This window comes from Bradyrhizobium sp. WSM1417, from assembly GCF_000515415.1.
Classification (GTDB): Bacteria; Pseudomonadota; Alphaproteobacteria; order Rhizobiales; family Xanthobacteraceae; genus Bradyrhizobium.
Window position 1 is genome coordinate 7,892,809 of sequence record NZ_KI911783.1, and the last position, 23,611, is coordinate 7,916,419.

The 23,611-nt window shown below is 64.3% G+C and carries 24 protein-coding genes and 1 pseudogene; 18 read left to right on the forward strand and 7 right to left on the reverse strand.

Features of this window, described 5'->3' with window-relative positions; translation table 11 throughout:
* Positions 1 to 115: 115 nt before the first annotated feature.
* Both BRA1417_RS0138670 and BRA1417_RS0138675 read right to left on the reverse strand, forming a co-directional pair.
* Positions 116 to 643: a DUF3617 family protein gene (locus BRA1417_RS0138670; RefSeq protein WP_027520376.1), complete on the reverse strand. Its 528-nt coding sequence runs from the start codon at positions 641 to 643 to the stop codon at positions 116 to 118.
* A gap of 44 nt (positions 644 to 687) precedes the next feature.
* Positions 688 to 981 carry a hypothetical protein gene (locus tag BRA1417_RS0138675; protein ID WP_027520377.1) on the reverse strand — a complete coding sequence of 98 codons (294 nt, stop codon included), beginning with the start codon at positions 979 to 981 and terminating at the stop codon, positions 688 to 690.
* A 182-nt stretch (positions 982 to 1,163) separates the two neighbouring features.
* On the opposite strand from BRA1417_RS0138675, the gene BRA1417_RS0138685 reads away from it, so the two are divergent.
* From BRA1417_RS0138685 to BRA1417_RS0138700, 4 genes are all read left to right on the forward strand, one after another.
* Positions 1,164 to 1,628: a hypothetical protein gene (locus BRA1417_RS0138685; protein WP_027520378.1), complete on the forward strand. Its 465-nt coding sequence runs from the start codon at positions 1,164 to 1,166 to the stop codon at positions 1,626 to 1,628.
* A gap of 114 nt (positions 1,629 to 1,742) precedes the next feature.
* Positions 1,743 to 2,435 (forward strand): ribonuclease T2, encoded by a 693-nt coding sequence (locus tag BRA1417_RS0138690; RefSeq protein WP_027520379.1) that lies wholly within the window; start codon positions 1,743 to 1,745, stop codon positions 2,433 to 2,435.
* Positions 2,436 to 2,487: 52 nt separating this feature from the next.
* Positions 2,488 to 3,348, forward strand: coding sequence for a 23S rRNA (adenine(2030)-N(6))-methyltransferase RlmJ (locus tag BRA1417_RS0138695; RefSeq protein ID WP_027520380.1), 861 nt, complete (start codon positions 2,488 to 2,490; stop codon positions 3,346 to 3,348).
* A 249-nt stretch (positions 3,349 to 3,597) separates the two neighbouring features.
* A complete protein-coding gene (locus BRA1417_RS0138700; protein ID WP_007614865.1) occupies positions 3,598 to 3,813 on the forward strand; it encodes a cold-shock protein in 216 nt (71 codons plus the stop codon).
* A gap of 71 nt (positions 3,814 to 3,884) precedes the next feature.
* Here the strand turns inward: BRA1417_RS0138700 and BRA1417_RS0138705 are convergent, their stop codons facing one another.
* Entirely contained in the window at positions 3,885 to 4,508 is a 624-nt protein-coding gene (locus BRA1417_RS0138705) for an outer membrane protein (RefSeq protein ID WP_027520381.1), read from the reverse strand.
* 250 nt (positions 4,509 to 4,758) lie between these two features.
* On the opposite strand from BRA1417_RS0138705, the gene uvrC reads away from it, so the two are divergent.
* From uvrC to BRA1417_RS0138740, 7 genes are all read left to right on the forward strand, one after another.
* Positions 4,759 to 6,828, forward strand: coding sequence for an excinuclease ABC subunit UvrC (gene uvrC, locus BRA1417_RS0138710; protein WP_027520382.1), 2,070 nt, complete (start codon positions 4,759 to 4,761; stop codon positions 6,826 to 6,828).
* A 97-nt stretch (positions 6,829 to 6,925) separates the two neighbouring features.
* Complete coding sequence (gene pgsA, locus BRA1417_RS0138715; RefSeq protein WP_007596859.1) at positions 6,926 to 7,543, forward strand: CDP-diacylglycerol--glycerol-3-phosphate 3-phosphatidyltransferase; 618 nt, start codon at positions 6,926 to 6,928, stop codon at positions 7,541 to 7,543.
* Positions 7,540 to 7,791: a molybdopterin converting factor subunit 1 gene (gene moaD / locus BRA1417_RS0138720; RefSeq protein WP_027520383.1), complete on the forward strand. Its 252-nt coding sequence runs from the start codon at positions 7,540 to 7,542 to the stop codon at positions 7,789 to 7,791. Before pgsA ends, moaD begins: the two co-directional genes overlap by 4 nt.
* A 3-nt stretch (positions 7,792 to 7,794) precedes the next feature.
* The gene (locus BRA1417_RS0138725; protein WP_027520384.1) at positions 7,795 to 8,271 is read left to right on the forward strand and encodes a molybdenum cofactor biosynthesis protein MoaE; all 477 of its coding nucleotides are present in this window, start codon (positions 7,795 to 7,797) and stop codon (positions 8,269 to 8,271) included.
* The gene (gene prmB, locus BRA1417_RS0138730) at positions 8,271 to 9,230 is read left to right on the forward strand and encodes a 50S ribosomal protein L3 N(5)-glutamine methyltransferase (RefSeq protein WP_027520385.1); all 960 of its coding nucleotides are present in this window, start codon (positions 8,271 to 8,273) and stop codon (positions 9,228 to 9,230) included. Before BRA1417_RS0138725 ends, prmB begins: the two co-directional genes overlap by 1 nt.
* A gap of 91 nt (positions 9,231 to 9,321) precedes the next feature.
* Positions 9,322 to 9,921, forward strand: coding sequence for a phage holin family protein (locus tag BRA1417_RS0138735; protein WP_027520386.1), 600 nt, complete (start codon positions 9,322 to 9,324; stop codon positions 9,919 to 9,921).
* A gap of 2 nt (positions 9,922 to 9,923) precedes the next feature.
* Positions 9,924 to 11,054: a YihY/virulence factor BrkB family protein gene (locus BRA1417_RS0138740; protein ID WP_027520387.1), complete on the forward strand. Its 1,131-nt coding sequence runs from the start codon at positions 9,924 to 9,926 to the stop codon at positions 11,052 to 11,054.
* Positions 11,055 to 11,099: 45 nt separating this feature from the next.
* On the opposite strand, the gene BRA1417_RS0138745 is transcribed toward BRA1417_RS0138740, so the two are convergent.
* A complete protein-coding gene (locus tag BRA1417_RS0138745; RefSeq protein ID WP_027520388.1) occupies positions 11,100 to 11,939 on the reverse strand; it encodes a class I SAM-dependent methyltransferase in 840 nt (279 codons plus the stop codon).
* Positions 11,940 to 12,059: 120 nt separating this feature from the next.
* On the opposite strand from BRA1417_RS0138745, the gene BRA1417_RS0138750 reads away from it, so the two are divergent.
* The 3 genes from BRA1417_RS0138750 to BRA1417_RS0138760 all read left to right on the forward strand — a co-directional run bounded on the left by BRA1417_RS0138750 (position 12,060) and on the right by BRA1417_RS0138760 (position 16,104).
* Positions 12,060 to 13,622 (forward strand): winged helix-turn-helix domain-containing tetratricopeptide repeat protein, encoded by a 1,563-nt coding sequence (locus BRA1417_RS0138750; protein WP_198034907.1) that lies wholly within the window; start codon positions 12,060 to 12,062, stop codon positions 13,620 to 13,622.
* Between the two features lie 142 nt (positions 13,623 to 13,764).
* Positions 13,765 to 15,234 (forward strand): EAL domain-containing protein, encoded by a 1,470-nt coding sequence (locus BRA1417_RS0138755; RefSeq protein WP_027520390.1) that lies wholly within the window; start codon positions 13,765 to 13,767, stop codon positions 15,232 to 15,234.
* Positions 15,235 to 15,249: 15 nt separating this feature from the next.
* On the forward strand, positions 15,250 to 16,104 hold the full coding sequence (locus BRA1417_RS0138760) for a TIGR01459 family HAD-type hydrolase (RefSeq protein ID WP_027520391.1): 855 nt from the start codon (positions 15,250 to 15,252) through the stop codon (positions 16,102 to 16,104).
* A 121-nt stretch (positions 16,105 to 16,225) separates the two neighbouring features.
* Here the strand turns inward: BRA1417_RS0138760 and BRA1417_RS0138765 are convergent, their stop codons facing one another.
* Positions 16,226 to 16,621 (reverse strand): response regulator, encoded by a 396-nt coding sequence (locus tag BRA1417_RS0138765; RefSeq protein ID WP_007596883.1) that lies wholly within the window; start codon positions 16,619 to 16,621, stop codon positions 16,226 to 16,228.
* A gap of 228 nt (positions 16,622 to 16,849) precedes the next feature.
* Here BRA1417_RS0138765 and BRA1417_RS0138770 point away from each other — a divergent pair, with 228 nt between their 5' ends.
* Positions 16,850 to 17,821: a bifunctional riboflavin kinase/FAD synthetase gene (locus BRA1417_RS0138770; protein WP_027520392.1), complete on the forward strand. Its 972-nt coding sequence runs from the start codon at positions 16,850 to 16,852 to the stop codon at positions 17,819 to 17,821.
* 9 nt (positions 17,822 to 17,830) lie between these two features.
* Here the strand turns inward: BRA1417_RS0138770 and BRA1417_RS46400 are convergent.
* Both BRA1417_RS46400 and BRA1417_RS0138780 read right to left on the reverse strand, forming a co-directional pair.
* Positions 17,831 to 18,270, reverse strand: a pseudogene (locus BRA1417_RS46400) (RES family NAD+ phosphorylase).
* A 9-nt stretch (positions 18,271 to 18,279) separates the two neighbouring features.
* Positions 18,280 to 18,669 (reverse strand): MbcA/ParS/Xre antitoxin family protein, encoded by a 390-nt coding sequence (locus tag BRA1417_RS0138780; RefSeq protein WP_027520393.1) that lies wholly within the window; start codon positions 18,667 to 18,669, stop codon positions 18,280 to 18,282.
* 263 nt (positions 18,670 to 18,932) lie between these two features.
* Between BRA1417_RS0138780 and ileS the strand changes: the two genes are divergently transcribed.
* From ileS to BRA1417_RS0138795, 3 genes are all read left to right on the forward strand, one after another.
* Entirely contained in the window at positions 18,933 to 21,941 is a 3,009-nt protein-coding gene (ileS, locus tag BRA1417_RS0138785; protein ID WP_027520394.1) for an isoleucine--tRNA ligase, read from the forward strand.
* Between the two features lie 157 nt (positions 21,942 to 22,098).
* A complete protein-coding gene (gene lspA / locus BRA1417_RS0138790; protein WP_027520395.1) occupies positions 22,099 to 22,593 on the forward strand; it encodes a signal peptidase II in 495 nt (164 codons plus the stop codon).
* A gap of 97 nt (positions 22,594 to 22,690) precedes the next feature.
* Positions 22,691 to 23,416 carry a hypothetical protein gene (locus tag BRA1417_RS0138795; protein WP_027520396.1) on the forward strand — a complete coding sequence of 242 codons (726 nt, stop codon included), beginning with the start codon at positions 22,691 to 22,693 and terminating at the stop codon, positions 23,414 to 23,416.
* Positions 23,417 to 23,611: the final 195 nt, after the last annotated feature.

A 23,611-nucleotide genomic window follows, 5' to 3' on the forward strand; every position in this document is an offset into this window, starting at 1 on the left:
CCCTCAACAATCGCGCGTGTGGAGAGAGGCCCCTCACCCCAACCCTCTCAGTGCGAGCGAAGCTCGTCGCGGCCCCGTAAGAACGGGGCGAGGGAGCGCACCGGCCGCGCGGGACCTACTTCGGCAGCAGCGCTTTCAGCTTGTCCATGTCACGCACGTTCATCTTGAAGCCGCCGGGCATCACGATGTCACCGGGCTTCTGGTCCGGCTTGCAGGCCCCCATCCATTTCGCTTCGAGCTGCATGGTCGTGTCGCGGCCCGCCGCGCCGGCGGCGCCGCCTTGCGCGTGCGACGACGTCTTCACCGTATAGGCCGAATTGAAATCGCCGGTGATCTCAGCATGCGAGGTCGTGCTGATGCCGGCGACATTGCATTCGGAATCGCCGACATAGCCGGTCGCGGTCTTCTTGATGTCCTGCTTGGCGCAGATCTGCTTGGCCATCGGTGAGACGTTGTTGTTCATCTCCTTGTCGACGGTCTCGTCGGTGCAGTGCTGCATAGTCATCTCGGGCACCTGCGTGCCGGTCCTGACCATCTTCAATTCCCACAGCCCCGCCTTGCGCACCGGCAGATCGTCGGCACAGGCCGCACTCGCCGACAACACAACAAGGGCCGAGCCGAGCAAAGCGAATTTGCGCGTCATGTGGGAAGCTCCCGGCTGCGAGATGGCGGCGCTACGAAAGCGCCTCAGTAGAGCGTGCGGATCGGCTGGTCGGCGGCGCCATAGGGCACCCAGCGGCACGAGAACGAGATGTAGCCGCCCTCATAGGCCTGCACCGCCAGGAATTTGGCGACCTTGCCGTAGCGCGCACAGTGATCGACCGCGACCTGCCGCGCATCGACCTGGGTTGCCATTGAATAGGCGATGATGCCGCCGGTGTCGTTGCCCTTGAACGGAGGCACCGGAAGCAGATCGGCGCGCGCCGACTGGCTCGCCATCATACCCAGGGCAAGTAGACCCGCGGCCGCAATGATTCGCATTCCCGTCACTCCGATTGATTGGCGGCAGTTTACGGTGCCGGCGCGGCGGTGGAAAGAACGGAAGACCCCTCTAGTGCAGCATTGCGGTCAACTCGTCGGCAAGTGTTGCCGCGCTGCACTTGACCTCCTCCGGCCTTCGCGGCACCGTCCCACCCTCACAGATCATGCTGTCTGGATCATCCATGCGCGCCTCGACCTTCCCGAAATCGCTCCGCTTTGCCGCCGTGCTCGGCCTCCTGTTCGGGGTGCTGTCGCTCGGCGAGGCCAGGGCCGCCAATCCGCTGGAGCTGAATTTCTGGCTGAGCGGGCCGCGCTATGACGGCAACGTCTCCGAATGCGACAGGGCGCTGCCGACGATCGCCAGCCAGTTCTGGGAGAAAGAAAGCTCGTTCTGGAATTCCTCGTTGAAGATCACCGGCTTTTCGGCTGTTCACGAGACCGCGTTCCGGCCCTGGGCCTCCGACAACATCCCGCGCCGCTATTGCACCGGTGAGGCCATGCTCACGGACGGCAAGCTGCGCAAGGTGCATTTCTCGATCGTCGAGGATGGCGGCTTCGCCGGCTACGGCCAGGGCGTCGAATGGTGCGTGGTCGGGCTCGACCGCAACTGGGCCTACAACCCAGCCTGCCGCGCCGCCAAGCAATAATTGCGCTGATCCGGACCGATCAGGCGGCCCAACGATGGTCGCCCGAAATTTGTTCTTGAAATGTTCCTATCGCCTGCTAGGCTCGTCTGCACAGTCTAGTTGAGGGGCGTCGCCATGTTTTATTCCAGATTGCATTCGTTCTCCCGCCTGATGATCTCGCTAACACTTGCGGCCGGGCTGGCTGCGTCGGCCGGTGGCGCAAAGGCCCAGGACAAGCGGCAGAACACGCCCGGCGAATTCGATTTTTATGTGCTGTCGCTGTCGTGGTCGCCCTCCTTCTGCGAAGAGGCGGCGGAGCGCGGCGGCCGCTCGCAGATCCAGTGCAGCGGACGGCCCTACGCTTTCGTGGTGCATGGTCTGTGGCCGCAATATGAGAACGGCTTTCCGGAATATTGCCAGCGGCCGTCGCCGCGGCTGAACCGCAGCATCGTCTCCTCCATGCTCGATCTGATGCCGGCGCCGGGGCTGATCTTCAACGAGTGGGACAAGCACGGCACCTGCTCGGGGCTCGCCGACCGCAGCTATTTCGAGACGATCCGGAAGGCCCGCGCCGCGATCAAGATTCCGGCCGAATATCTCGATTTGTCGCAGGCCAAGACCCTGGCGCCGGCGGAGGTGGAGGAAGCCTTCATCAAGGCCAATCCGGGCCTCAGCAATGCCGCCGTCTCGATCACCTGCAACCGGACGCGGCTGTCGGAAGTCCGCATCTGCCTCAGCAAGGACCTGCAATTCCGCGCCTGCGAGGAGATCGACCGCCGTGCCTGCCGCCGCGACCAAGTGGCGATGCCGCCGATCCGGGGTGGGTAACCCAGGCGTCGTGCCTCTTTGCTCAGGCCGTCACGTGGCGTAGTGCTCTTGCATGAATTACCGCCATGCCTTTCACGCCGGAAGCTTCGCTGACGTCATCAAGCACATCGTGCTGGCACGCATCATCACCTATCTCCAGGACAAGCCGGGCGCGTTTCGCGTCATCGACACCCATGCCGGCGCCGGCCTTTACGATCTCGAAAGCGACGAGGCGCGCCGCGGCGGCGAGTGGCTGACGGGCATTGCGCGGCTGATGCAGGCGCGGCTGTCGAACGACGCCATGGCGCTGACCAAGCCCTATCTCGACATCGTCCGCGCCTTCAATCCGAAGGGCGAGCTCAAGGCCTATCCGGGCTCGCCGCTGATCGCGCGCGCCCTGATGCGGCCGCAGGACCGCCTCGTCGCCTGCGAAATCGAGCCGAAGGCGCGCAAGGCGCTGATCGGTGTGCTGCGCCACGACGAGCAGGCCCGCGTGGTCGACCTCGACGGCTGGATGGCGTTGCCGGCTTTCGTGCCGCCGAAGGAACGGCGTGGGCTCGTGCTGATCGACCCACCGTTCGAGGCAAAGGACGAGTTCGAAAAGCTCGGAGAGGCCTTCTCGGCCGCTTTCGCGAAATGGCCGACCGGTATCTATGTAATCTGGTATCCCGCCAAAAGCCGGCGCGCCACCGATGCGCTGGTGCAATCAGTGGCGCGGCTCGCAGCCGCAGCAAAACCGCCGGGAAAATGTCTGCGCCTCGAATTCAGCGTGGCGCCGCAGGCCGACGGCGCAGCTCTCACCTCCACCGGGCTCTTGATCGTCAATCCTCCTTACACACTGCACGGCGAGCTCAAGACGATCCTGCCTGAGCTGGAAATGCCGCTCGGCCAGGGTGGCGCTGCCAGATTCCGATTAGAGGTGCCGAGACCGTAACACTCCGGCATCTTGGGAAAAATATGCAGGAGCGGTGGTCAATCTGCAGAGAACCGTATTATGCTGTTGCGGTGACTGGCTTTACGTTCCGCTTCCGCGAATGGTTGCGGCGGAGTGAAGGCCTAAGAAAGATCCAGTCGGACCGAATGGTCTGCCCAAGGATGGCCAGCTCCCGGGCTTCGTAAGGCCCGGTCATGTCGTGACGTGCGTCTGCGTCACGACGGAGGAGCAATGAGGGGGAGTTTCCCGATGGCCATGACGGGAACGGTCAAGTTTTTCAACGGTGAGCGCGGCTACGGATTCATCAAACCGGACGACGGGGGCCGCGACGTCTTCGTACATATTACTGCTGTGGAGCGGGCCGGACTGAAGGACCTTGCCGAAGGACAGCGTATTACTTTCGAAGTCGAACCGGACAAGAAGGGCAAGGGGCCGAAGGCGGTCGATTTGGTCATCCTGCCCTAGCGAGCCTGGCGTAAAAAAAATCCCGGCCGCAAGCGGCCGGGAGGTTGGTCCGGTATTTTCTTCTTTAGCTATCAGAAGTGATAGTTCACGCCTGCGCGCACAACGCTGGCGCTATAGCCGTTTGACACGCCTGTAATTGCGAACTGACTCGTCGACAGATCGATGTAGAGATATTCGAGCTTGGCACTCCAGTTCGGCGCGAACCCGACTTCCGCGCCGGCACCGATGGTCCAGCCGGCGCTGGTGTGCGACTCGGTCCAGCCGAACGTCTGCGCGCGCAGCTCGCCGAAGGCGAGGCCCGCTGTGCCATAGAACAGCACGTTGCTGAAGGCGTAGCCGGCGCGGCCGCGCAGGGTACCGAACCACGGATTGGAGAACTTCCACGGCGCGAAGGTGTCGTCGGCACCGGCGGCCTGGATGTCGCCCTCGACGCCGAACACCCATGGGCCGGTCTGGAAATTGTAGCCGGCCTGAACGCCGCCGACGAAGCCCGAGGGTTTGGCGGGATTGTTGTTCACCGAACCCCATTCGTAGCCAAGATTGGCACCGAGATACGGGCCGGCCCAGCTATAGGCATTGAGCGGCTGATTGACCGTGTAGGGCGCACGCTGCCCATAATTGAGATCGGCGGCCTCTGCCGAAGCCGTCCAGCCGACTGCAGCCAACACGGCTGCGCCCACAACGAGCCCCTTCATCACACACTCCAACGCAACTGCCGCCACCGGTGCGATGCCCGCGCCGCCGCGCCAGGCAAAACCGCATGGTTACGGAACCACCACTTTTTCGCGTAAGATTTATCGAGAGTTTTAAGTTAAAGGCCTGTTAAGCCGGGTTACCGCGCTGTTAACAGGCTTAAGCAAGCGTTACCGGGAACTGCGCCGCCATCCTGTGCGTGCCGCACGGCCGGAACTTCAAATCGGCACCCGCAGCGCCTAAATTCGCACCATGGTTCACGATTCCCCCGACAATCCGGACGACGCACGCGCGCGCAAACCCGTGCGCGGCAACGCGCCCGACGTCCCGCCTCAGGAGACGGAAGCGGCGCCGCCGGACCTCGATCCCGCCACCGCGAACGGCGACGACGAGGACGATGCGCGGCTGCCGGACATCCTGGAAGAGAGCGGCACCGTCGGCGAAGAGCCGCTGGCGACCGGCCACGAGGCGATCGAACGCGCGGTCCGCCTCGCCCCCACCTCGCCCGGCGTCTACCGCATGCTCAATGCGAATGCCGACGTGCTCTATGTCGGCAAGGCCAAGAACGTCAAGAAGCGCCTGTCGAACTATGCGCGCCAGAGCGCGCCGCAGCCGGCGCGCATCCTGCGCATGATCGCCGCCACGGTTACCGTGGAAATCATCTCGACCCACACCGAGACCGAAGCGCTGCTGCTGGAGGCCAACCTCATCAAGCAGCTTCGGCCGCGCTTCAACGTGCAGCTGCGCGACGACAAGTCGTTTCCCTATATCCTGATCACGGGCGACCATTGGGCGCCGCAGATCCTGAAGCATCGCGGCGCGCAGACGCGGCCCGGTCGCTATTTCGGCCCGTTCGCCTCCGCCGGCGCCGTCAACCGCACCATCACCGCACTTCAGCGCGCGTTCCTGATCCGCTCCTGCACGGATTCCTTCTTCGAGAGCCGTTCGCGGCCCTGCCTGCTCTACCAGATCCGCCGTTGCGCCGGCCCCTGCACCCGCGAGATCGACTTCCCCGGCTACACGACCCTGGTGCGCGAGGCGAGCGACTTCCTGTCCGGCAGGAGCCATGCGGTGAAACAGGAGCTTGCCGCCGAGATGGAGAAGGCCTCCGGCGAGCTCGAATTCGAGAGCGCCGCGCTCTACCGCGACCGTCTCGCTGCGTTGTCCGCGATCCAGTCGCAGCAGGGCATCAATCCGCGCACGGTGGAAGAAGCCGACGTGTTCGCCATCCACCAGGAGGGCGGCTTCTCCTGCGTCGAGGTGTTCTTCTTCCGCACCGGCCAGAACTGGGGCAACCGCGCCTATTTCCCGCGCGCGGAGAAGACGTATACGCCGGAAGAGGTGCTCGGCTCCTTCCTCGCCCAGTTCTATGACGACAAGCCGCCGCCGAGGCACATCCTGCTCTCGCACGAGATCGAGGAGAGCGAGCTGCTCGCCAATGCGCTGTCGATCAAGGCCGGCCGCAAGGTCGAGGTATCCACGCCGAAGCGCGGCGAGAAGAAGGAGCTCGTCACCCACGCGCTCACCAACGCGCGCGAGGCCCTGGGCCGCAAGCTCGCGGACACCGCGACGCAGAGCCGCCTGCTGGACGCCATGGCCACGACCCTGAGCCTGACGCATGCGCCGAAGCGGATCGAGGTCTACGACAACAGCCACATCCAGGGCACCAACGCGGTCGGCGCCATGATCGTCGCCGGCCCGGACGGTTTTGTGAAAAACCAGTACCGCAAGTTCAACATCAAGTCGGAGGGCCTGACGCCCGGCGACGATTACGGGATGATGCGCGAGGTGCTCGAGCGCCGCTTCAAGCGCTTGATCAATCCACCCGAGGACAACGCGGCCAAAACCAAGGACGACGACTTCCCGCAATGGCCCGATCTCGTGATCATCGACGGCGGCCGCGGCCAGCTCAATGCGGTCCGGGACATCTTTGCAAATCTCGGCCTGACCCAGGTGGCGCTGATGTCGGTGGCCAAGGGGCCGGACCGGGATGCCGGCCGCGAGACCCTGTTCATGCCGGAGCGCGAGGCGATCAAGCTGGAGCCGCGCGACCCCGTGCTCTATTTCATCCAGCGGCTGCGGGACGAGGCGCACCGCTTCGTCATCGGTTCGCACCGCAAGCTGCGTAAGAAGGACATCCGCGAGGCTGGCTTGCAGGAGATTCCGGGCATCGGTCCGTCACGCAAACGTGCCTTGCTGCATCACTTCGGAACCCTGAAGGAGATCGAACGCGCCTCGATCACCGATCTCGGCAAGGTTCCGGGGGTGAGCGCGGAGAGCGCCCGCAGGATTTTCGAGTATTTCCATCCCCAGCCGGGGTGAAATAAAGGGGGCCGCGGTCATATGGTCGTTGCATCCCGCACCCCATTTGGGGAGCGGAACGGTTGACCTTCAGGCTGCAGCGGTATTGGTAGGACGGATGAACATCGCCACGACACGAGGGACCACCAGCCGCGCGATGTCCCTCCCGAACATCCTGACTTACGGCCGGATCGCCGCGATCCCGGTCGTGGTCGGGTGCATCTACGCGCAGTCGATCATGGACGGCCCGCTGTGGCTGCGCTGGGTCGCGGTCGCCATTTTCATCGCGGCTGCGGTCACCGATTACCTCGACGGCTATTACGCGCGGATCTGGAATCAGCAATCGGCGTTCGGCCGAATGCTCGACCCGATCGCCGACAAGCTTCTGGTCGCCTCGTGCCTGCTGATGCTGGCCGCCGACGGCATCATTCACGGCTGGTCGCTGTGGGCCGCCATCGTGATCCTGTGCCGCGAGATCCTGGTCTCGGGCCTGCGCGAATATCTCGCCGCGCTGCGCGTCAGCGTGCCCGTGACCAAGCTTGCGAAGTGGAAGACGACGGTTCAGCTCATCGCGATCGGCTTCCTGCTGGCTGGTCCGGCCGGCGATGAGGTTGTGCCCATGGTCTCGATGATCGGGCTGGCGCTGCTCTGGGCCTCGGCGATCCTCACCATGTACACGGGCTACGACTATTTCGGCGCCGGCATCCATCACCTCATCAAGGAGGATGAGGGATGAAAGTGAAGTACTTCGCCTGGGTGCGCGAGCGCGTCGGCAAGGCCGAGGAGACCATCGAGCCGCCCTCAACCGTGCGCACGGTGGAAGAGCTGATCGCCTGGCTGTCCGGCCAAGGCGAAGCCTACGCCTACGCGTTCGAGAAGCCGAAGGTGATCCGCACCGCGATCGACCATGCCCACGTCAAATCGGACGCCGCGATCGCGGGCGCTCGCGAGATCGCGTTCTTTCCGCCGATGACTGGCGGCTAGACCATGCCCGGCACCACCTGCCCCGTCACCATCCGTATCCAGCAAGACGATTTCGACATCGCGCGCGAGATCGCGGTGCTGACCGGGAACCGCACCGACATCGGTGCGGTCGTGAGCTTTTCCGGCATCTGCCGCGGCGACGAGGACAGCGCGAAGATCGCCGCGCTCTCGCTCGAGCATTATCCTGGTATGGCCGAGGAAGAGATCAGGCGCCATGCCGACGAGGCCATTTCGCGCTGGCCGCTCAACGGCGTCACGGTGATCCATCGCGTCGGCCGTTTCGTGCCCGGCCAGAACATCGTGCTGGTGCTGACCGCCTCGCAGCACCGCCAGGCAGCGTTCCAGGCCGCCGAGTTCCTGATGGATTATCTCAAGACCAACGCGCCGTTCTGGAAGAAGGAAGAGAGCGCCACCGGCACCGGCTGGGTCGACGCCCAGGCCCGCGACGACGAAGCCGCCGCACGCTGGACCCGATCCTGATGGCAGCAACATCCAAAAAGACCGTGCGCGGCCGCGCCGCGCCAAAGCTCGCGAAACTGGGCCGCTGCGAGCTTCTCACGCTGATCGATTTCGTCCGCTATGCGGTGAGCCGCTTCAATGAGGCCAAGCTCGCCTTTGCCCATGGCACGCCCGATCCGGTCGCGGAAGCGGCTTTCCTGGTCTGTGAAGCCCTGCATCTGCATCCCGAGCAGTTCGAGATTTTTGCCAACGCGCGCGTCACGGCCGCCGAGGGCAGGACCATCATCGATCTCATCCACCAGCGCGTCACCACGCGCAAACCGGCCGCCTATCTCGTCAACAAGATCTATATGCGCGGCCTGCCGTTCTATGTCGACGAGCGCGTCATCGTTCCCCGCTCGTTCATCGGTGAGCTCCTGGAGTCGCATTTCGGCGGCGACGGCGAAGCCGGCTCGCTGATCGACGACCCCAGCGCGGTCGAAGGCGTGCTCGATCTCTGCACTGGGTCGGGATGCCTCGCGATCCTCGCCGCGCATCATTTTCCGAATGCTACGATCGACGCCGTCGATATCTCCAAGGGCGCGATCGACGTCGCCAGACGGAATGTCGGCGAATACAGGCTCGATGACCGGATCAGCCTGCATCGCGGTGACCTGTTCACTCCGCTCGGTGACGCCAAATACGACCTGATCATCACCAACCCGCCTTATGTCGATGCCGAAGGCATGGCGGCGCTGCCGCCGGAGTGCCGGGCCGAGCCGAAGCTCGCCTTCGACGGCGGCGCCGACGGTCTCGACGTGGTGCGCCGGATCCTGCGCGACGCGCCCGGCCACCTGACGCCGGATGGCGGGCTGATCTGCGAGATCGGCCGCGGCCGCGAAATGGTCGACGAGGCCTTTCCTGAATTGCCGCTGCTTTGGCTCGACACCGAGGACTCAGAGGGCGAAGTGTTCTGGATCGCGGCAGCCGATCTCGGCTGATCCATCACGGCGGACCGAGCTCGTTCGGAACAAGTCAAATACCGCCACGTTCATCCCCCGACGAATTTTCTCGCACTCGGAGGATCACCGCATGCTTGCGCCATCGGGCGAATTGCTGCGCGCCGGCGTCGCGCTCAAGCTCAACCATCTCAAGCGCGCCGCCCAGTCCTATGCCCGTGACCGGAGCAATCAAGCCACGGGGCGCATGACCTCTTACGCGACTGCGGCCGGACTGCTCGCCGTTGCGGGCTTGTTCGTCGTCGCAGCCTTCTTTGTCGGCCTGATCGCCCTGTACCGCTGGGTTGCAATCCATTACGGGCAATTCTGGGGATTCGGCGCCGCCGGCGGTGTCCTCCTGGTCCTGGCCGCCGCCTGCGCCGGCGTGGCCATGGCTCAGATGAAGCGCAAGACCAAGCCGATAGTGCCGCTCGCCAGCCGGCTGCGGGTGGCGATCGCCACCCCGCGCATCCCGCGCGGAACGGTGAAGGACGCGGTGAAGGAGGTCGCGACGACAATTCCCCTCGCGCCGCTCGCGCCGGGCGAACGAGGACATGAACGGGGACATGGCGGCAGCACGTGGCCGGCTCGGTCCAACCGGCCCGTGCAACTCGGGCTGATGCTCGCAGCCGTTGGGCTGGTCGGGCTGACGGCCGCGCGCCGGCGGCGTCACGGCCACGGAGCGGATGCCTGAAAATGCCTATGCGGCGCGCCGAGCAATTCGACAGCTGGCTGTTAGTGGCAGCCACGACCGTGTTCGTGCTCACCGCGGAGCGGTATTTCCAGGATTCCGGCCTGATCCGGCCAGGACCTCCGCAAGACCATCGCAACAGCGAGGCGAATTCGCCGGAAACGAGCCCGACGGGCGCAGCCTCGCAGCCCGGCCGCGGCCGCCGCGCAAAAAGCCCGTTCGCGATCCCGTGGGCAGGCTGGAAGGACATCCTCTGGCGCACCTATCAGCGCATCGACGAGGATCGCCTGCTCGCGACCGCCGGCGGCGTCGTCTTTTTCGGGCTGCTCGCGATCTTTCCCGCCATCACGGCTCTGGTTTCATTCTATGGCCTGTTCGCCGATCCCTCGACGATCAGTTCCAACCTGCAATCGCTCGCGATGATGCTGCCCGAGGGCGCGTTCCAGATCGTCGAGGACCAGGTGGCGCGCGTCGTGTCGAACGGCGGCGCGACCCTTGGTTTCACTTTCCTGTTTGGCCTCGTGCTCGCGATCTGGAGCGCCAATGCCGGCGTCAAAGCCATCTTCGACGCCCTCAACGTCGCCTATGAGGAGCGTGAAAAACGCAGCTTCATCCGGCTGAACACGGTTTCGTTGGCCTTCACGGTCGGTGGCATCGTTGCCCTGTTGCTGATGGTGGGCGCCGTCGTCGCCTTCCCGCTCGCGCTCAATCACCTCGGCATGGCGCCCGAAAGCAAGCTGATCGTGGCGCTGGCAAGATGGCCGGTGCTATTCGTCATTCTCCTTGCGGCGCTCGCCGTCCTCTACCGCTTCGCGCCCAGCCGCGACGCCCCGCGCTGGCAATGGCTGAGCCCCGGCGCGGTAACGGCCGCGATCCTCTGGATCGCCGGCTCGGCGCTGCTGTCCTGGTATCTCTCCGAATTCGCCAATTACAACGCGACCTACGGTTCGCTCGGCGCTGCGATCGGCTTGATGATGTGGATGTGGATGTCCGCCATCGTCATCATGTTCGGGGCCGAGCTAAATTCGGAGATCGAACGGCAGACCCTGCGTGACACGACCACCGGGGCGCCCAGGCCGCTTGGCACCCGCGAGGCCGTCTCGGCCGACACGGTCGGCGCTGCGGCGCCATCCTGACGCGATGGTCAGGCCAAAGCCGGCCTGACCATGTGTTGACCACAATCAACGCTTGGTGATCACCGCCTCCAGATATTCGCTGTGCACGACCACCGTGCCGTCATCGGCATGATTGAACTCACCGAGCAGGGTCATGAGATCGTGCCGCAGCGCGGCCTGGGCGGTCTCGTCGAGCGCCGCGAAGGCCTTCAGCATCGGGCCATAATAGGACTTGAAGACGTCGAGCCAGTGGTCGGGCGAGCGATAGCGGAACACGAACATGCGCGGCTCGGCTGCGATCTCCGAGGCCGCGCCGCCGAACATTTCCTCAAGTCGAGCCTGCGTGCCCCACAGCGCCGGCGACTTCACACCGGCCGGCGGAGGCAAATGCTTGCCGATGATCTTGAACAGTTGGCCGATGAAGCCCTGTGGAGTCCAGTTGGCAAGGCCGATCTTGCCGCCGGATTTGCAGACCCGCGCGAGCTCGGAGGCCGCCTGGTCCTGGTCGGGCGTGAACATCACTCCGAAGGTCGAGAGCACGACATCGTAGCTCGCATCGGCAAAGGGGAGCGCTTCGGCGTCCGCTTCGCGAAATTCGACCGTTAGATGGTCCGCCGCCGCCCGCTCCTGCCCACGCTCGAGCAGCGCTGGCACGTAATCGGTGGATGTAACGTCGCACCAGCGTCGTGCGGCGGCCAGCGTCGCATTGCCATTGCCGGCGGCGACGTCCAGCACCTTGTTGCCAGCGCGTAAATCCAAGGCCTCACAAAGCTGCTCGCCGACGATCTGCAATGTGGTGCCGACGATGGCATAGTCGCCGGACGACCACGCAACGTGCTGGCGCTGCTTCAGGACAGCAAGGTCGGGTTGGGCGGCGGTCGGCTTGAGAGCTGTGGATGTCGACATGGCAATCTCCTGCGGTTGAAAACGCCGGGACGATAGGGCGCATGTGGCCTTCTGGCCTTGAGACCGGCGTTATTTTAGGCTGAGAGCACCTTGATTTCCGGGTGTGGACCGGGGCGCAGCGTGGCGCATCGATTTGAGGATTTCGTGCTCGATCCCGAGCGGCGCGAGCTGCGGCGGTCGGGTGCGCTCGTCTCCCTTGAGCCCCAGGTGTTCGACCTCCTCCTCTATCTGGTCCGCAACCGCGAACGCGTGGTGACGCGGGACAGTCTGCTCGATGCGATTTGGAACGGCCGCGTCGTCTCGGAATCGACACTGACCAGCCGGATCAACGCTGCGCGGCGCGCGGTCAACGACACTGGCGAGCAGCAGCGGTTGATCCGCACCATTGCGCGCAAGGGCGTGCGGTTCGTCGGCGAGGTGACTGAACTCACCGAGGCGACAAAGTCGGCTGCTGCGATCAAGCCGGCTGCTCCGACACCGGCGGGCTTGCCGCTGCCCGACCGTCCCGCGATCGCCGTCCTGCCCTTCACCAATATGAGCGGCGAGGCCGAGCAGGATTATTTTTCCGATGGCATCAGCGAGGACATCATCACTGCGCTGTCCAGGTTGCGTTGGTTCTTCGTCATCGCGCGCAACTCCTCCTTCATCTACAAGGGCCGTACGGTTCACCAGCGGCAGGTCGCTGAGGAGCTCGGCGTGCGTTATGTCGTGGAGGGCAGCGTTCGCAAAGAGGGCGACCGCGTCCGCATCACCGCGCAGCTCAACGACACCGCCACCGGAAGCCATCTCTGGGCCGAACGCTACGACCGCAAGCTCGCCGATGTCTTCGCCGTGCAGGACGAGATCACCGAACAGATCGTCGCCGCGATCGAGCCGCAGCTCTACGCTGCGGAAAATTTTCGCGCCCAGCGCAAGGCGCCCGAGAGCATGGATGCTTGGGATCTGCTGATGCGCGCGCTCTCCCACTATTGGCGCGTGACACGGCAGGACCACCTGGTCGCACAGGCCCTGCTCGAAAAGGCCATCGCACTCGACCCCAACTACGGCAAGGCGCTCGGACTGCTCGGCACCAGCTACATGTTCACGGCGCATATGGGCTGGATGGATATGACCGCGGCAATGCCGGCCGCCGAGCGTGCGGCGCGGGCCGCGATTCGCGCCGACGACGAGGATGCCTGGGCCCATAATGCGCTCGGCCATGTCGATCTGTTCGCGCGGCGATTCGACGATTCGCTTGCCGAATTCGAGACCGCGCTGCGGCTCAATCCAAACTTTGCGCTAGCGCAGGGCTATTATGGCCTGGCGCTGGGCTATTGCGGGCGCTGGCAGGATGCCGACGAGGCCGCGCGCCGCGCCATCCGTCTCAGTCCGCGCGACCCCTATGCCCCCGTCTATTTCGGCATCGCCGCCTATGCCCGTTTTCTTGGCGGCGACGACGAGGAGGCCATCCGGCTCGCCCAGGAGGCCTTGCGCCAGCGTAGCGACTTCGTCGGGGCGCACCGGGTACTGACTGCGGCCGCCGGCATGGCGGGTCACGGCGGGATTGCCCGTGCGGCGCTGAAGGAACTCCGCCGCGCCCAGCCGAACGTCTCGCTCGCCTGGATCGCAGAGTTCATGCCGATCAAGCTCGCCCCCGACCGCGAGCGCTATCTGGAAGGTTTTCGCCGGGCTGGCCTGACTTGAGCCGCAAGAGAGCCGCTATCCCCTCGAATCAACAATGATGTTAAGCTCATGCCGCTTGGGGGAGCATGCGGCGTGACGGGTTCGAAACGCCACCCGTGTTTTCCCGGTCAGGCAGGTCAGCTCTTGAGGCGTAACGCGCGGCATGATTCGTATTTCGACGATCTTCATCGCCATCTGCATGGTTCTGGTCGCCGCCTCGCTCGGGCTCGTGCTCTACGCGGTCGCCGGCATCAGCGGAACCGAATCCGCGATCGTGGCGCTGACGGCGCTGACCTTCCTGATCCTCTACAATGCAGTGTCGATGCGACTGCGCGACCGCAGCGACGTCGGCGGCCAGATCACCGACCTTTCGCGCGGCACCGCCGATCTCGCCCGCCAGGTCGCCGAGTTCGGCCGCCGGCTCGCCACGGTCGAAGCACGCATCGCCTCCTCCAATTCGGCCAACTCCGACCGTATCCAGTCGGTGGTCGGCGAGATCAACGAGCTCGGCGGATTGGTCAGGCAGCTCGCCACCACCGTCTCGGCCCATGAGGATCTGATGGCCGGCAACGCGCCGGTGCCGGCACCAACTTCAATCGCAAGGCAGGAGCCGGACGCGCCGCTCGACCTGATGGCCCCGTTCGAGGAGGAGCGGTCGGCTGCCGCTCCCCCAGCGCCCGCGCCGCCGCCAGTGCGGCCGGCAGCACCGGCGATCCAGACCAATCCGGTTCAGACCGCCAACGGCCGCAACCAGACCCAATTGCTGGCGACGCTCCGCAACGCGATCGACGAGAACCGCATCGACATCTTTCTCCAGCCGATGGTGTCGCTGCCACAGCGCAAGGTCCGCTTCTATGAGGCGGTGACGCGCCTGCGCGACGAGCGTGACCAGCTGGTCGCGGCCGAAGAGTTCATCAGCATCGCGGAGGCCTCTGGGCTGATCGGGCGCATCGACAACATGGTGATGCTGCGCTGCGTGCAGGTGCTGCGACGCCTGATGGTACGCAACAAGGAGGTCGGCGTGTTCTGCAACGTCGCGGCTTCCACGCTCGGCAATTCCACGACCTTCGCGCAATACCTCGATTTCCTCGAAGCCAACCGGGCGCTGGCGCCGTCGCTGGTGCTGGAATTCAAGCAATCGACCTTCCGCAATCTCGGCCCGGCCGAGACCGAGAATCTCGCCGCGCTCGCCCAGCGCGGTTTCCGTTTCTCGATCGACCATGTCACCGATTTGCGTATCGAACCGCGCGAGCTCGCCGATCGCGGCGTGCGCTTCATCAAGGTGCCGGCCTCGCTCCTGCTCGACCCCAGGCAGGCTTCGGCCTCGGACATCCACCCGTCCGATCTTTCCGACCTGCTCGGCCGCTTCGGCATCGACCTGATCGCCGAGCGGATCGAGGGCGAACGCGCCGTGATCGACCTGCTCGACTATGACGTGCGGTTCGGCCAGGGGTTCCTGTTCGCGCCGCCCCGGCCATTGCGGCCGGAGGGGTCATCTGCTACCGCCGCGCCGAACCAGGCACAGGACATTCAGGGATCCAATGGCTCCGGCACACCCAGCTCAGGCGCGACGTCGGCCGCGTCTGCGCCACAGCGCGTCACCGGCAACGCCGCGCTCGCGCGCCGCATCTGATCGGCCGCACGCATCATGACCACGCTGCATTTCGCCGAAAGCCTGCGTGAACTCGTGGCGGGCGTGGACGTCGTGCTCAGCGACATCTGGGGCGTGGTCCATAACGGCCTCGAATCCTTCCCCGAAGCCTGCGAGGCGCTGCACACCTATCGCAGCCGCGGCGGTACGGTCATCCTGATCACCAACGCGCCGCGCCCGGCCGACTCCGTGCAGCGGCAATTGCGCAAGCTCGGCGTCGCCGACGAGACCTATGATGCCATCGTGTCTTCAGGCGACCTGACGCGGCTCTATGTCGCCGACCATCCCGGCCGCAAGATGTTCTGGCTCGGGCCCGAGCGCGACAACTCGATCTACCGCGGCCTCAATGCGGTCACCGCGCCGCTGGAGGAGGCGGACTACATCGTCTGCACCGGCCTCTATGACGACGAGACCGAGACGGCGGAAGACTATCGCGGCATGATGCTGAAGGCGCGCGAGCGCAAGCTGACGCTGGTTTGTGCCAACCCCGACATCGTGGTGGAACGCGGCGACCGACTGATCTATTGCGCCGGCGCGATCGCGGAGCTCTATCGCGAGCTCGGCGGCGAGGTGATCTTCTACGGCAAGCCGCACCGGCCGATCTACGAGCGCGCGATGGCGCTCGCCGGCGAACGCCAGGGCCACCAGATCGACCGCAAAAAGGTGCTCGCGATCGGCGATTCCGTCCGGACCGACCTTACCGGTGCGCGCGAGTTCGGCATCGATTGCCTGTTCGTGACCCGCGGCATCCATGCCGAGGAGTTCGAGGGTCTCGACCAGCTCGACCCGGCTTCGGTGCTGGAATTGTTCGGCCATCCGCCAAAGGCGCTGATGCGCGAACTGAAGTGGTAGTGAGCTGATCGTCATCCCCGGCGGATGTGGAGCATCGAATCCGGCATGACAAAACCAGACGCAGAAAGCCCGGGACAACCGCCCGGGCCCTCCGAATTCAACCGATGGCTTCGATCGCGCCTTAGGCGCTTGCCATGTCCGGGAAGACCGCCTCGATCTTGGTCTTCAGCGTCGCCGCGTTGAACGGCTTGACGATGTAGTTGTTCACGCCAGCCTTCTTGGCCGCGATCACGTTCTCGGTCTTTGATTCGGCCGTGATCATGATGAAGGGCGTGGTGGCGAGGTTCGGATCCGCGCGCACTTCGCGCAGCAGGTCGTAACCCGTCATCGGCTCCATGTTCCAGTCGGAAATCACGAGGCCGTACTTCTTGCCGCGCATCTTGTTCAGCGCTGCCGAACCGTCGCTTGCATCATCGATATTCTCGAAGCCAAGCTGCTTCAGGAGGTTCCTGATGATACGGATCATGGTGCTGTAGTCGTCAACCACCAGAACCGACATCGACAAATCAACCGCCATCTCGACTCCCCCAACGCAAACCCAGGAAATATTACGATCGGACCTGCCGGGCCGGAGCCCCGCGGTTCCATGCTCAAGGACTAGCACCAAGGCGTTAAACAGCGCGTTAACTGGGAATGCCCGCGGTGGACTGAAATCGCTTTCGATGCAGCCGCCCCCTCCCGCTTGACTTCATCCGGCCCGTCGCGCCACGGTCCCGGCCGGTCCCGCCGGCTCGAGATTCCCCTGATGGCTCCGCATTTTACCGTTATCCGCGACACTACGCCGGACTCCGCCATTGCAAGGGGTGCCGTGGTCGCCATGGGCAATTTCGACGGGGTTCATCTCGGCCATCGCGCCGTGATCGCCGCAGCCCTGGAAATGGGCCGGATACATGGCCGCCCGGCGCTGGCATTGACCTTCGAGCCGCATCCGCGCCGGTTTTTCAGCCCCAACACCCCGCAATTCCGCCTGACCGACGAGCGTGCCAAGCTGCGGCTTCTGGCCGGCACCGGACTTGACGGCGCCGTGGTCATGACCTTCGACAAGTCCCGCGCCGGGACCAGCGCGCAAGACTTCATTCACCATGACCTGATCGGGCGCCTTGGCATCGGCGGAATCGCCGTCGGTTACGACTTCCATTTCGGCAAGGGTCGGGTCGGTTCGCCGAGCCTCCTGGTCAACGAGGCGCCCCGGCTCGGCATCGAGGTCGACGTGCAGCCGCATGTCGATATCGACGAGCGGCCGGTCTCCTCCAGCGCGATCCGGATCGCGCTCGCCGAAGGCCAGATCGACGAGGCCACGACCATGCTCGGCTCGCCCTGGTTCATCACCGGCGAGGTGATCCACGGCGAGAAGCGCGGCCGCGACCTCGGTTATCCCACCGCCAATATCCGCCTCGATGCCAATTGCGGCCTCAAGCACGGCATCTATGCGGTGCGGGTCGGCCGCGGCGCGGAGCGGCTGGACGGGGTGGCAAGCTTCGGCCGCCGCCCGACGTTTGATAATGGTGCGCCGCTGCTGGAAATCTTCCTGTTCGACTTCAAGGGCGACCTTTACGGACAGACGCTCGACTGCGCCTTTATCGGCTTCATCCGCGAGGAGCTGAAATTCGACAGCCTGGAGGCCCTGATCCGCCAGATGGACCACGATTCCGCCCGCGCCCGCGCCATGCTCGCCGCCGCCCCGGACGCGTTTCCGAGGCTTGGCGTCATCGATTGATTAATCTGGCTAGACGAGCAGCCGTGGATCGAACGGCGCCTGGATAACCTCCGCGACGCTGACACGCGCTGCATCCGAATGTGCAGGGTTCAAGAGAAAATTAGCTCCATGCGCGCTTATCGCCGACGGCACCTGCACGAGCCCGGTGGCTGACCGATCGAGCCATCGATCCCCAATCTCACGGCTGACCATCGCCTGGGATCGCCAATCGGGCGGCAATTCCGGCCCGACTGCCTCGAGGACAAAGTCGTCGGGGACCGCGATACGCAGCAACTGGTAGGTCGACGGGATCATATCGCGATCCATATGGACAAGCTTTCCAGCAACGCGCTTGACGGATGATCAGCGAGATACACGATGCGCCTGCCTTGCGAATGCCACCGGCCTGCGGCCCTCAGGCCGCCAACTCCAGACAGATCCACGTAATTGGAAATTCGCCAGAGCTCCATCTTGCGGGCTCAGGCAAAGATTCCATGATCGATCTGCTCGAGCAGCTCGCGGACGACAGCCGCGCCGAGTTCGTCTTGCAACAGGTCGGCTGGTTTCTGGCCTGATAGCGATCGATTTGGTCGATCGAGCCAAGCCACTGCCTTTGCAGTGTCACCAAAGACTCGGTTGGCCAGCGTCCTGATCTCCAGAATTCGGACCAGCGACCCGACTGGAGGAAGATCGTCTATCACTTGGCGGATTAGGTCCGCGGTATCATTCTGGCCAGCCTCGAGTAACACGGCATAGGCGTCCTCAAGGGAGGACGTAATCTCTGGATGTGCCTGGGCGTCTCGCCTTCCACCAAGTCGGCGAAGCTGCTTGAGCTCCTCGAACACCTCGGCAAGCGGCTCTGCGTTCATCGAATTAGTCTCCGTTAATCAACACATTAGTTCTACGGCGGAATTCCGCAATAGTGCCCGGCCGTCAGGATCAGGCCGTCCGCCCCTTTGCGCTTCCCCCGCCCCCCTGCTATGGAGTGCCCATGTTTGCGCGGCGCATCATAGGGATTAGCGGCCCGGCTTCCGCCTGAGCTTTCGGCTCGGCGCAAGACCGGGATGTTGTCGTTTCACCCGCGATTCCGCATCGCCATCCGTTCCCGCGCCCTTCCGAGCCAGTCAGCCTCATGTCCGACAAGCCACAAAAATCCCAAAAATCCGAAGCCAAAGACTATTCGAAAACCCTGTTCCTGCCGCAGACCGAATTCCCGATGCGCGCCGGCCTGCCGCAGCGCGAGCCGGAGCTGCTGAAATATTGGAACGACATCGGCCTTTACGACAGACTGCGCCAGCAAGCTCAGGGCCGCGCCAAATTCGTGCTGCATGACGGCCCGCCCTACGCCAACGGCAACATCCATATCGGGCACGCGCTGAACAAGATCCTCAAGGACGTCGTGACCAAGAGCCAGCAGATGCTCGGCTTCGACTCCAACTATGTGCCCGGCTGGGACTGCCACGGCCTGCCGATCGAATGGAAGATCGAGGAGGAGAACTACCGCTCCAAGGGCAAGCAGAAGCCTGATTTCCGCGATTCCACGGCTATGGTGGCGTTCCGGAAAGAGTGCCGCGCCTATGCAACCCACTGGATCAACGTGCAGCGCGAGGAATTCAAGCGCCTCGGCATCATCGGTGACTGGGATCACCCCTATCAGACGATGAGCTATCCGGCCGAAGCGCAGATCGCCCGCGAGCTGATGAAGTTCGCCGCCAACGGTACGCTGTATCGCGGCTCCAAGCCGGTGATGTGGAGCGTGGTCGAGAAGACCGCGCTCGCCGAGGCCGAGGTCGAGTACGAGGACTACACCTCCGACATGGTGTGGGTAAAATTCCCGGTCACCTCGCCCGCGCATGGCGCGCTTGCTTCCGCCAGCGTCGTGATCTGGACTACCACGCCCTGGACGCTACCCGGCAACCGCGCGATCTCGTTCTCACCGAAGATTGCCTACGGCCTCTACAAGGTGACGGATGCGGCCGCGGACAATTGGGCGAAGACCGGCGATCTCCTGATCCTGGCCGATGCGCTTGCAGCGGAGGTGTTCAAGCAGGCGCGCGTCACGGCCTATGAGAAGGTGCGCGACATTCCCGGCGATACGCTGGACGCCGTGGAGTGCGCCCATCCGTTGCGCGGCCTCGATGGCGGTTACGAGTTTATCGTGCCGCTGCTCGCCGGCGAGCATGTCACCGACGATACCGGCACCGGCTTCGTGCACACCGCGCCGAGCCACGGCCGCGAGGACTTCGACGTCTGGATGGCCAATACCCGCGAGCTCGATGAGCGCGGCATCTCGACCGCGATCCCCTACACTGTCGACGAGAACGGCGCCTATACTGCGCAGGCCCCCGGCTTCACCGGCAAGCGCGTGCTCAACGACAAGGGCGAGAAGGGCGATGCCAATGAGGCCGTGATCAAGGCGTTGATCGAGGCCGGCAAGCTGCTCGCGCGCGGCCGCCTCAAGCACCAATATCCGCATTCCTGGCGATCGAAGAAGCCGGTGATCTTCCGCAATACGCCGCAATGGTTCATCGCGATGGACAAGGACGTCAGCGAGAATGGCCATGCAAAAAAGGGCGATACGCTGCGGGCCCGCGCGCTGCATGCGATCTCGGTCACGCAATGGGTGCCGCCGTCGGGTGAGAACCGCATCAACGGCATGATCGCCAACCGTCCGGACTGGGTGATCTCGCGCCAACGCGCCTGGGGCGTTCCGATCGCCGTGTTCGTGCGCGAGAAGAGCGACGGCTCGGCCGAGATCCTGCAGGACGAGATCGTCAATCAGCGCATCAGCGAAGCCTTCATGGAAGAAGGCGCCGACGCCTGGTACATGGAAGGCGCCCGCGAGCGCTTCCTTGGATCGCGCGCGAAGGAAGACTGGAAGAAGATCGATGACATCTGCGACGTCTGGTTCGATTCCGGCTCCACACATGCCTTCGTGCTCGAGGATCGCCAGAACTTCCCGCAGCTCGGCAACATCGTCCGCAAGGTCGATGGCGGCAACGACACCGTGATGTACCTGGAAGGCAGCGACCAGCATCGCGGCTGGTTTCATTCCTCGCTGCTGGAGAGCGCCGGCACGCGCGGCCGCGCGCCCTACGACATCGTGCTCACCCACGGCTTCACGCTCGACGAGAACGGCCGCAAGATGTCGAAGTCGATCGGCAACACCGTCGAGCCTCAGAAGGTGATCAAGGATTCGGGCGCGGATATCCTGCGCCTGTGGGTCTGCGCCACCGACTATGCCGACGACCAGCGCATCGGCCCGGAGATCCTGAAGAACACCATCGAGACCTATCGCAAGCTGCGCAACACCGTACGCTGGATGCTGGGAACGCTGGATCACTACAAGCCGGCCGACGCAGTCGCACCCGCCGACATGCCCGAACTCGAACGGCTGATGCTGCACGAGCTCGCGGTGCGCGCTGCCGTCGTCCGCAAGGCCTATCAGGAGTTCGACTACAAGACCGTGGTCGCAACCCTGTCCGCCTTCCTGAATAGCGAGCTCTCCGCGTTCTATTTCGACATCCGCAAGGACACGCTGTATTGCGATCCGCCGTCCTCGCCGACGCGCAAGGCGGCGCTAACCACGATCGACCTGTTGTGCAGCTCGATCCTGAAATGGCTGGCGCCAATCCTCAGCTTCACCGCGGAGGAGGCCTGGCGCATGTACAGGCCTGAGGCCGAGCCCTCGGTGCACCTGACGCAGTTTCCCGACGACCTCGAAAGCCTGCGCGACGACAAGCTCGCCGCGAAGTGGGAAGCGATCCGCAACGTCCGCCGCGTCGTCACCGGTGCGCTGGAGCTCGAACGCGCCGCCAAGAACATCGGCTCGTCGCTGGAGGCATCACCGGTCATCTATGTCGCGGACCGCGACATGCTTGCGACGCTGTTCGACACCGACCTCGCCGAGATCTGCATCACCTCGAACTACGAGGTGCGCGAGGGCGAGGCGCCGGCTTCCGCCTTCCGTCTCGATGCCGTTCCAGGTGTCGCTGTCGTGGTGGAGAAGGCGGTCGGCACCAAATGCGCCCGTTCCTGGAAGATTTCGCCGACGGTGGGTGAAGACCCCGAATACCCCGACGTCACCCCGCGCGATGCCCAGGCGCTGCGCGAATGGAAGGCGCTGGGGGTCAGCATCTAGGTCTCACCGTCGTCCTGGCGAAAGCCAGGACCCATTTCCACCGCCGCCAATTGCGCCGAAGGCTGATGACCACAAGTCTTTCAAACAACGACCGCCTCGGCGTATGGGTCGTGGCTTTCGCCAGGACGACGACGGAGCATGTTGTGGCGGACTGCCCATGACCCCGCTCCGCGCCGGCATCCTCGCGGCCCTGCTCACGCTCGTGGCCGACCAGGCTTCAAAGCTCTGGCTGCTGAACGTGTTCGACCTCGCCCGTCGCGGCGCGGTCGAGGTGACCCCGTTCTTCGACCTGGTGCTGGCCTGGAACATCGGCATCAGCTTCGGCTGGCTCCAGAACGACGGTCAGGCCGCGCAAATGGCGCTGATGGCCGTGAAGGTCCTCGCCGTGGTTGCGCTGGCGATCTGGATGGCCCGCTCCCACACCCTGCTGGCAACCATCGCGCTCGGCCTGATCATCGGCGGCGCAATTGGCAATGGGATCGATCGCCTCGCCTATGGCGCAGTGGTCGATTTCGCCCTGTTTCACATCAATATCGGCGGAAATACCTATAACTGGTACGTGTTCAATCTCGCGGACGTGGCCATCGTTGCTGGCGTGGCGGCGCTATTGTATGATTCCTTCCTGGGGGTACCCGCCGCAAAAGCGCCCTGATCCCGGCCGATACGGACCGGCAGGCGGAACCTTGCTTTTGCGAGGGATTATGCCGCGTGAGAGCGGCAAACTGCCACATTTTGGAACAGGTACAGTGATGCGCAGCTCGAAGACCAGCGGTTCGATGGTTGAAGACCCCCGGCAGGGATTCTGGCGGGCGTTGAAATTGTCCGCTGTCGCGCTCGGCATCGGTCTCGTCATGTCGGCTGGCGCCGCCCGCGCCGGTGACGACGGCGAGGACGACGACGACATGACCTTCGAAGAGAAGCTCATCGACAATCTGATGTCGGGCATCGGCGCCAAGAGCATGGAGAAGAAGGGTATCGAATACCGCGAGCGATCGCCGCTGGTGGTACCGCCCAAGCTTGACCTGCCGCCGCCCGCCGGGACCGAAGCCAAGAACGCGCCAAACTGGCCGAAGGACCCTGACGAGAGACGCCGCAAGGAGGCCATCGCGCAGCGGAAGAAGGCCGTCAAGGCGACGGAGAGTTGGCAGGCAGGCCGGGCGCTGTCGCCCGCCGAGATGGAGGTCGGCAGGACAGCCGCACCCGAGCGCACGAGCAACGATCCTATTCAGCCGGGCACCAACAGCAATCCGTCGCTCAGCCCGGCCCAGCTCGGTTTCTCCGGCGGTCTGTGGGGCATGATGTCGAACAACAAAGGCGAGGCCAAGCAATTCACGACCGAGCCGCCGCGCCAGTCGCTGGTCGAGCCGCCGCCGGGCTATCAGACGCCGTCGCCGAGCTACGCCTATGGCGCCGGAGAGGACAAGACACGGCGGACCTATTTCGACATCATGTCCGGCAAGGACAAGGAACAATAGCCTCCTGTCCCTTTGCGAGAACCCGACAGACGCGGTCCCGCGCCGGCGGCTCGTGCGCGCCGGACGCGGTCTTTAATTGCTGATCAGTAACTTGCGCCCGAGTTCAGTTCTCTGCTTCGTGACGCGAAGCGTTTGCCGCACGGTGTACCATGCCGTGCCTCCGAGCCGGACATCCGGGCTCGGCCTTTCATAAGG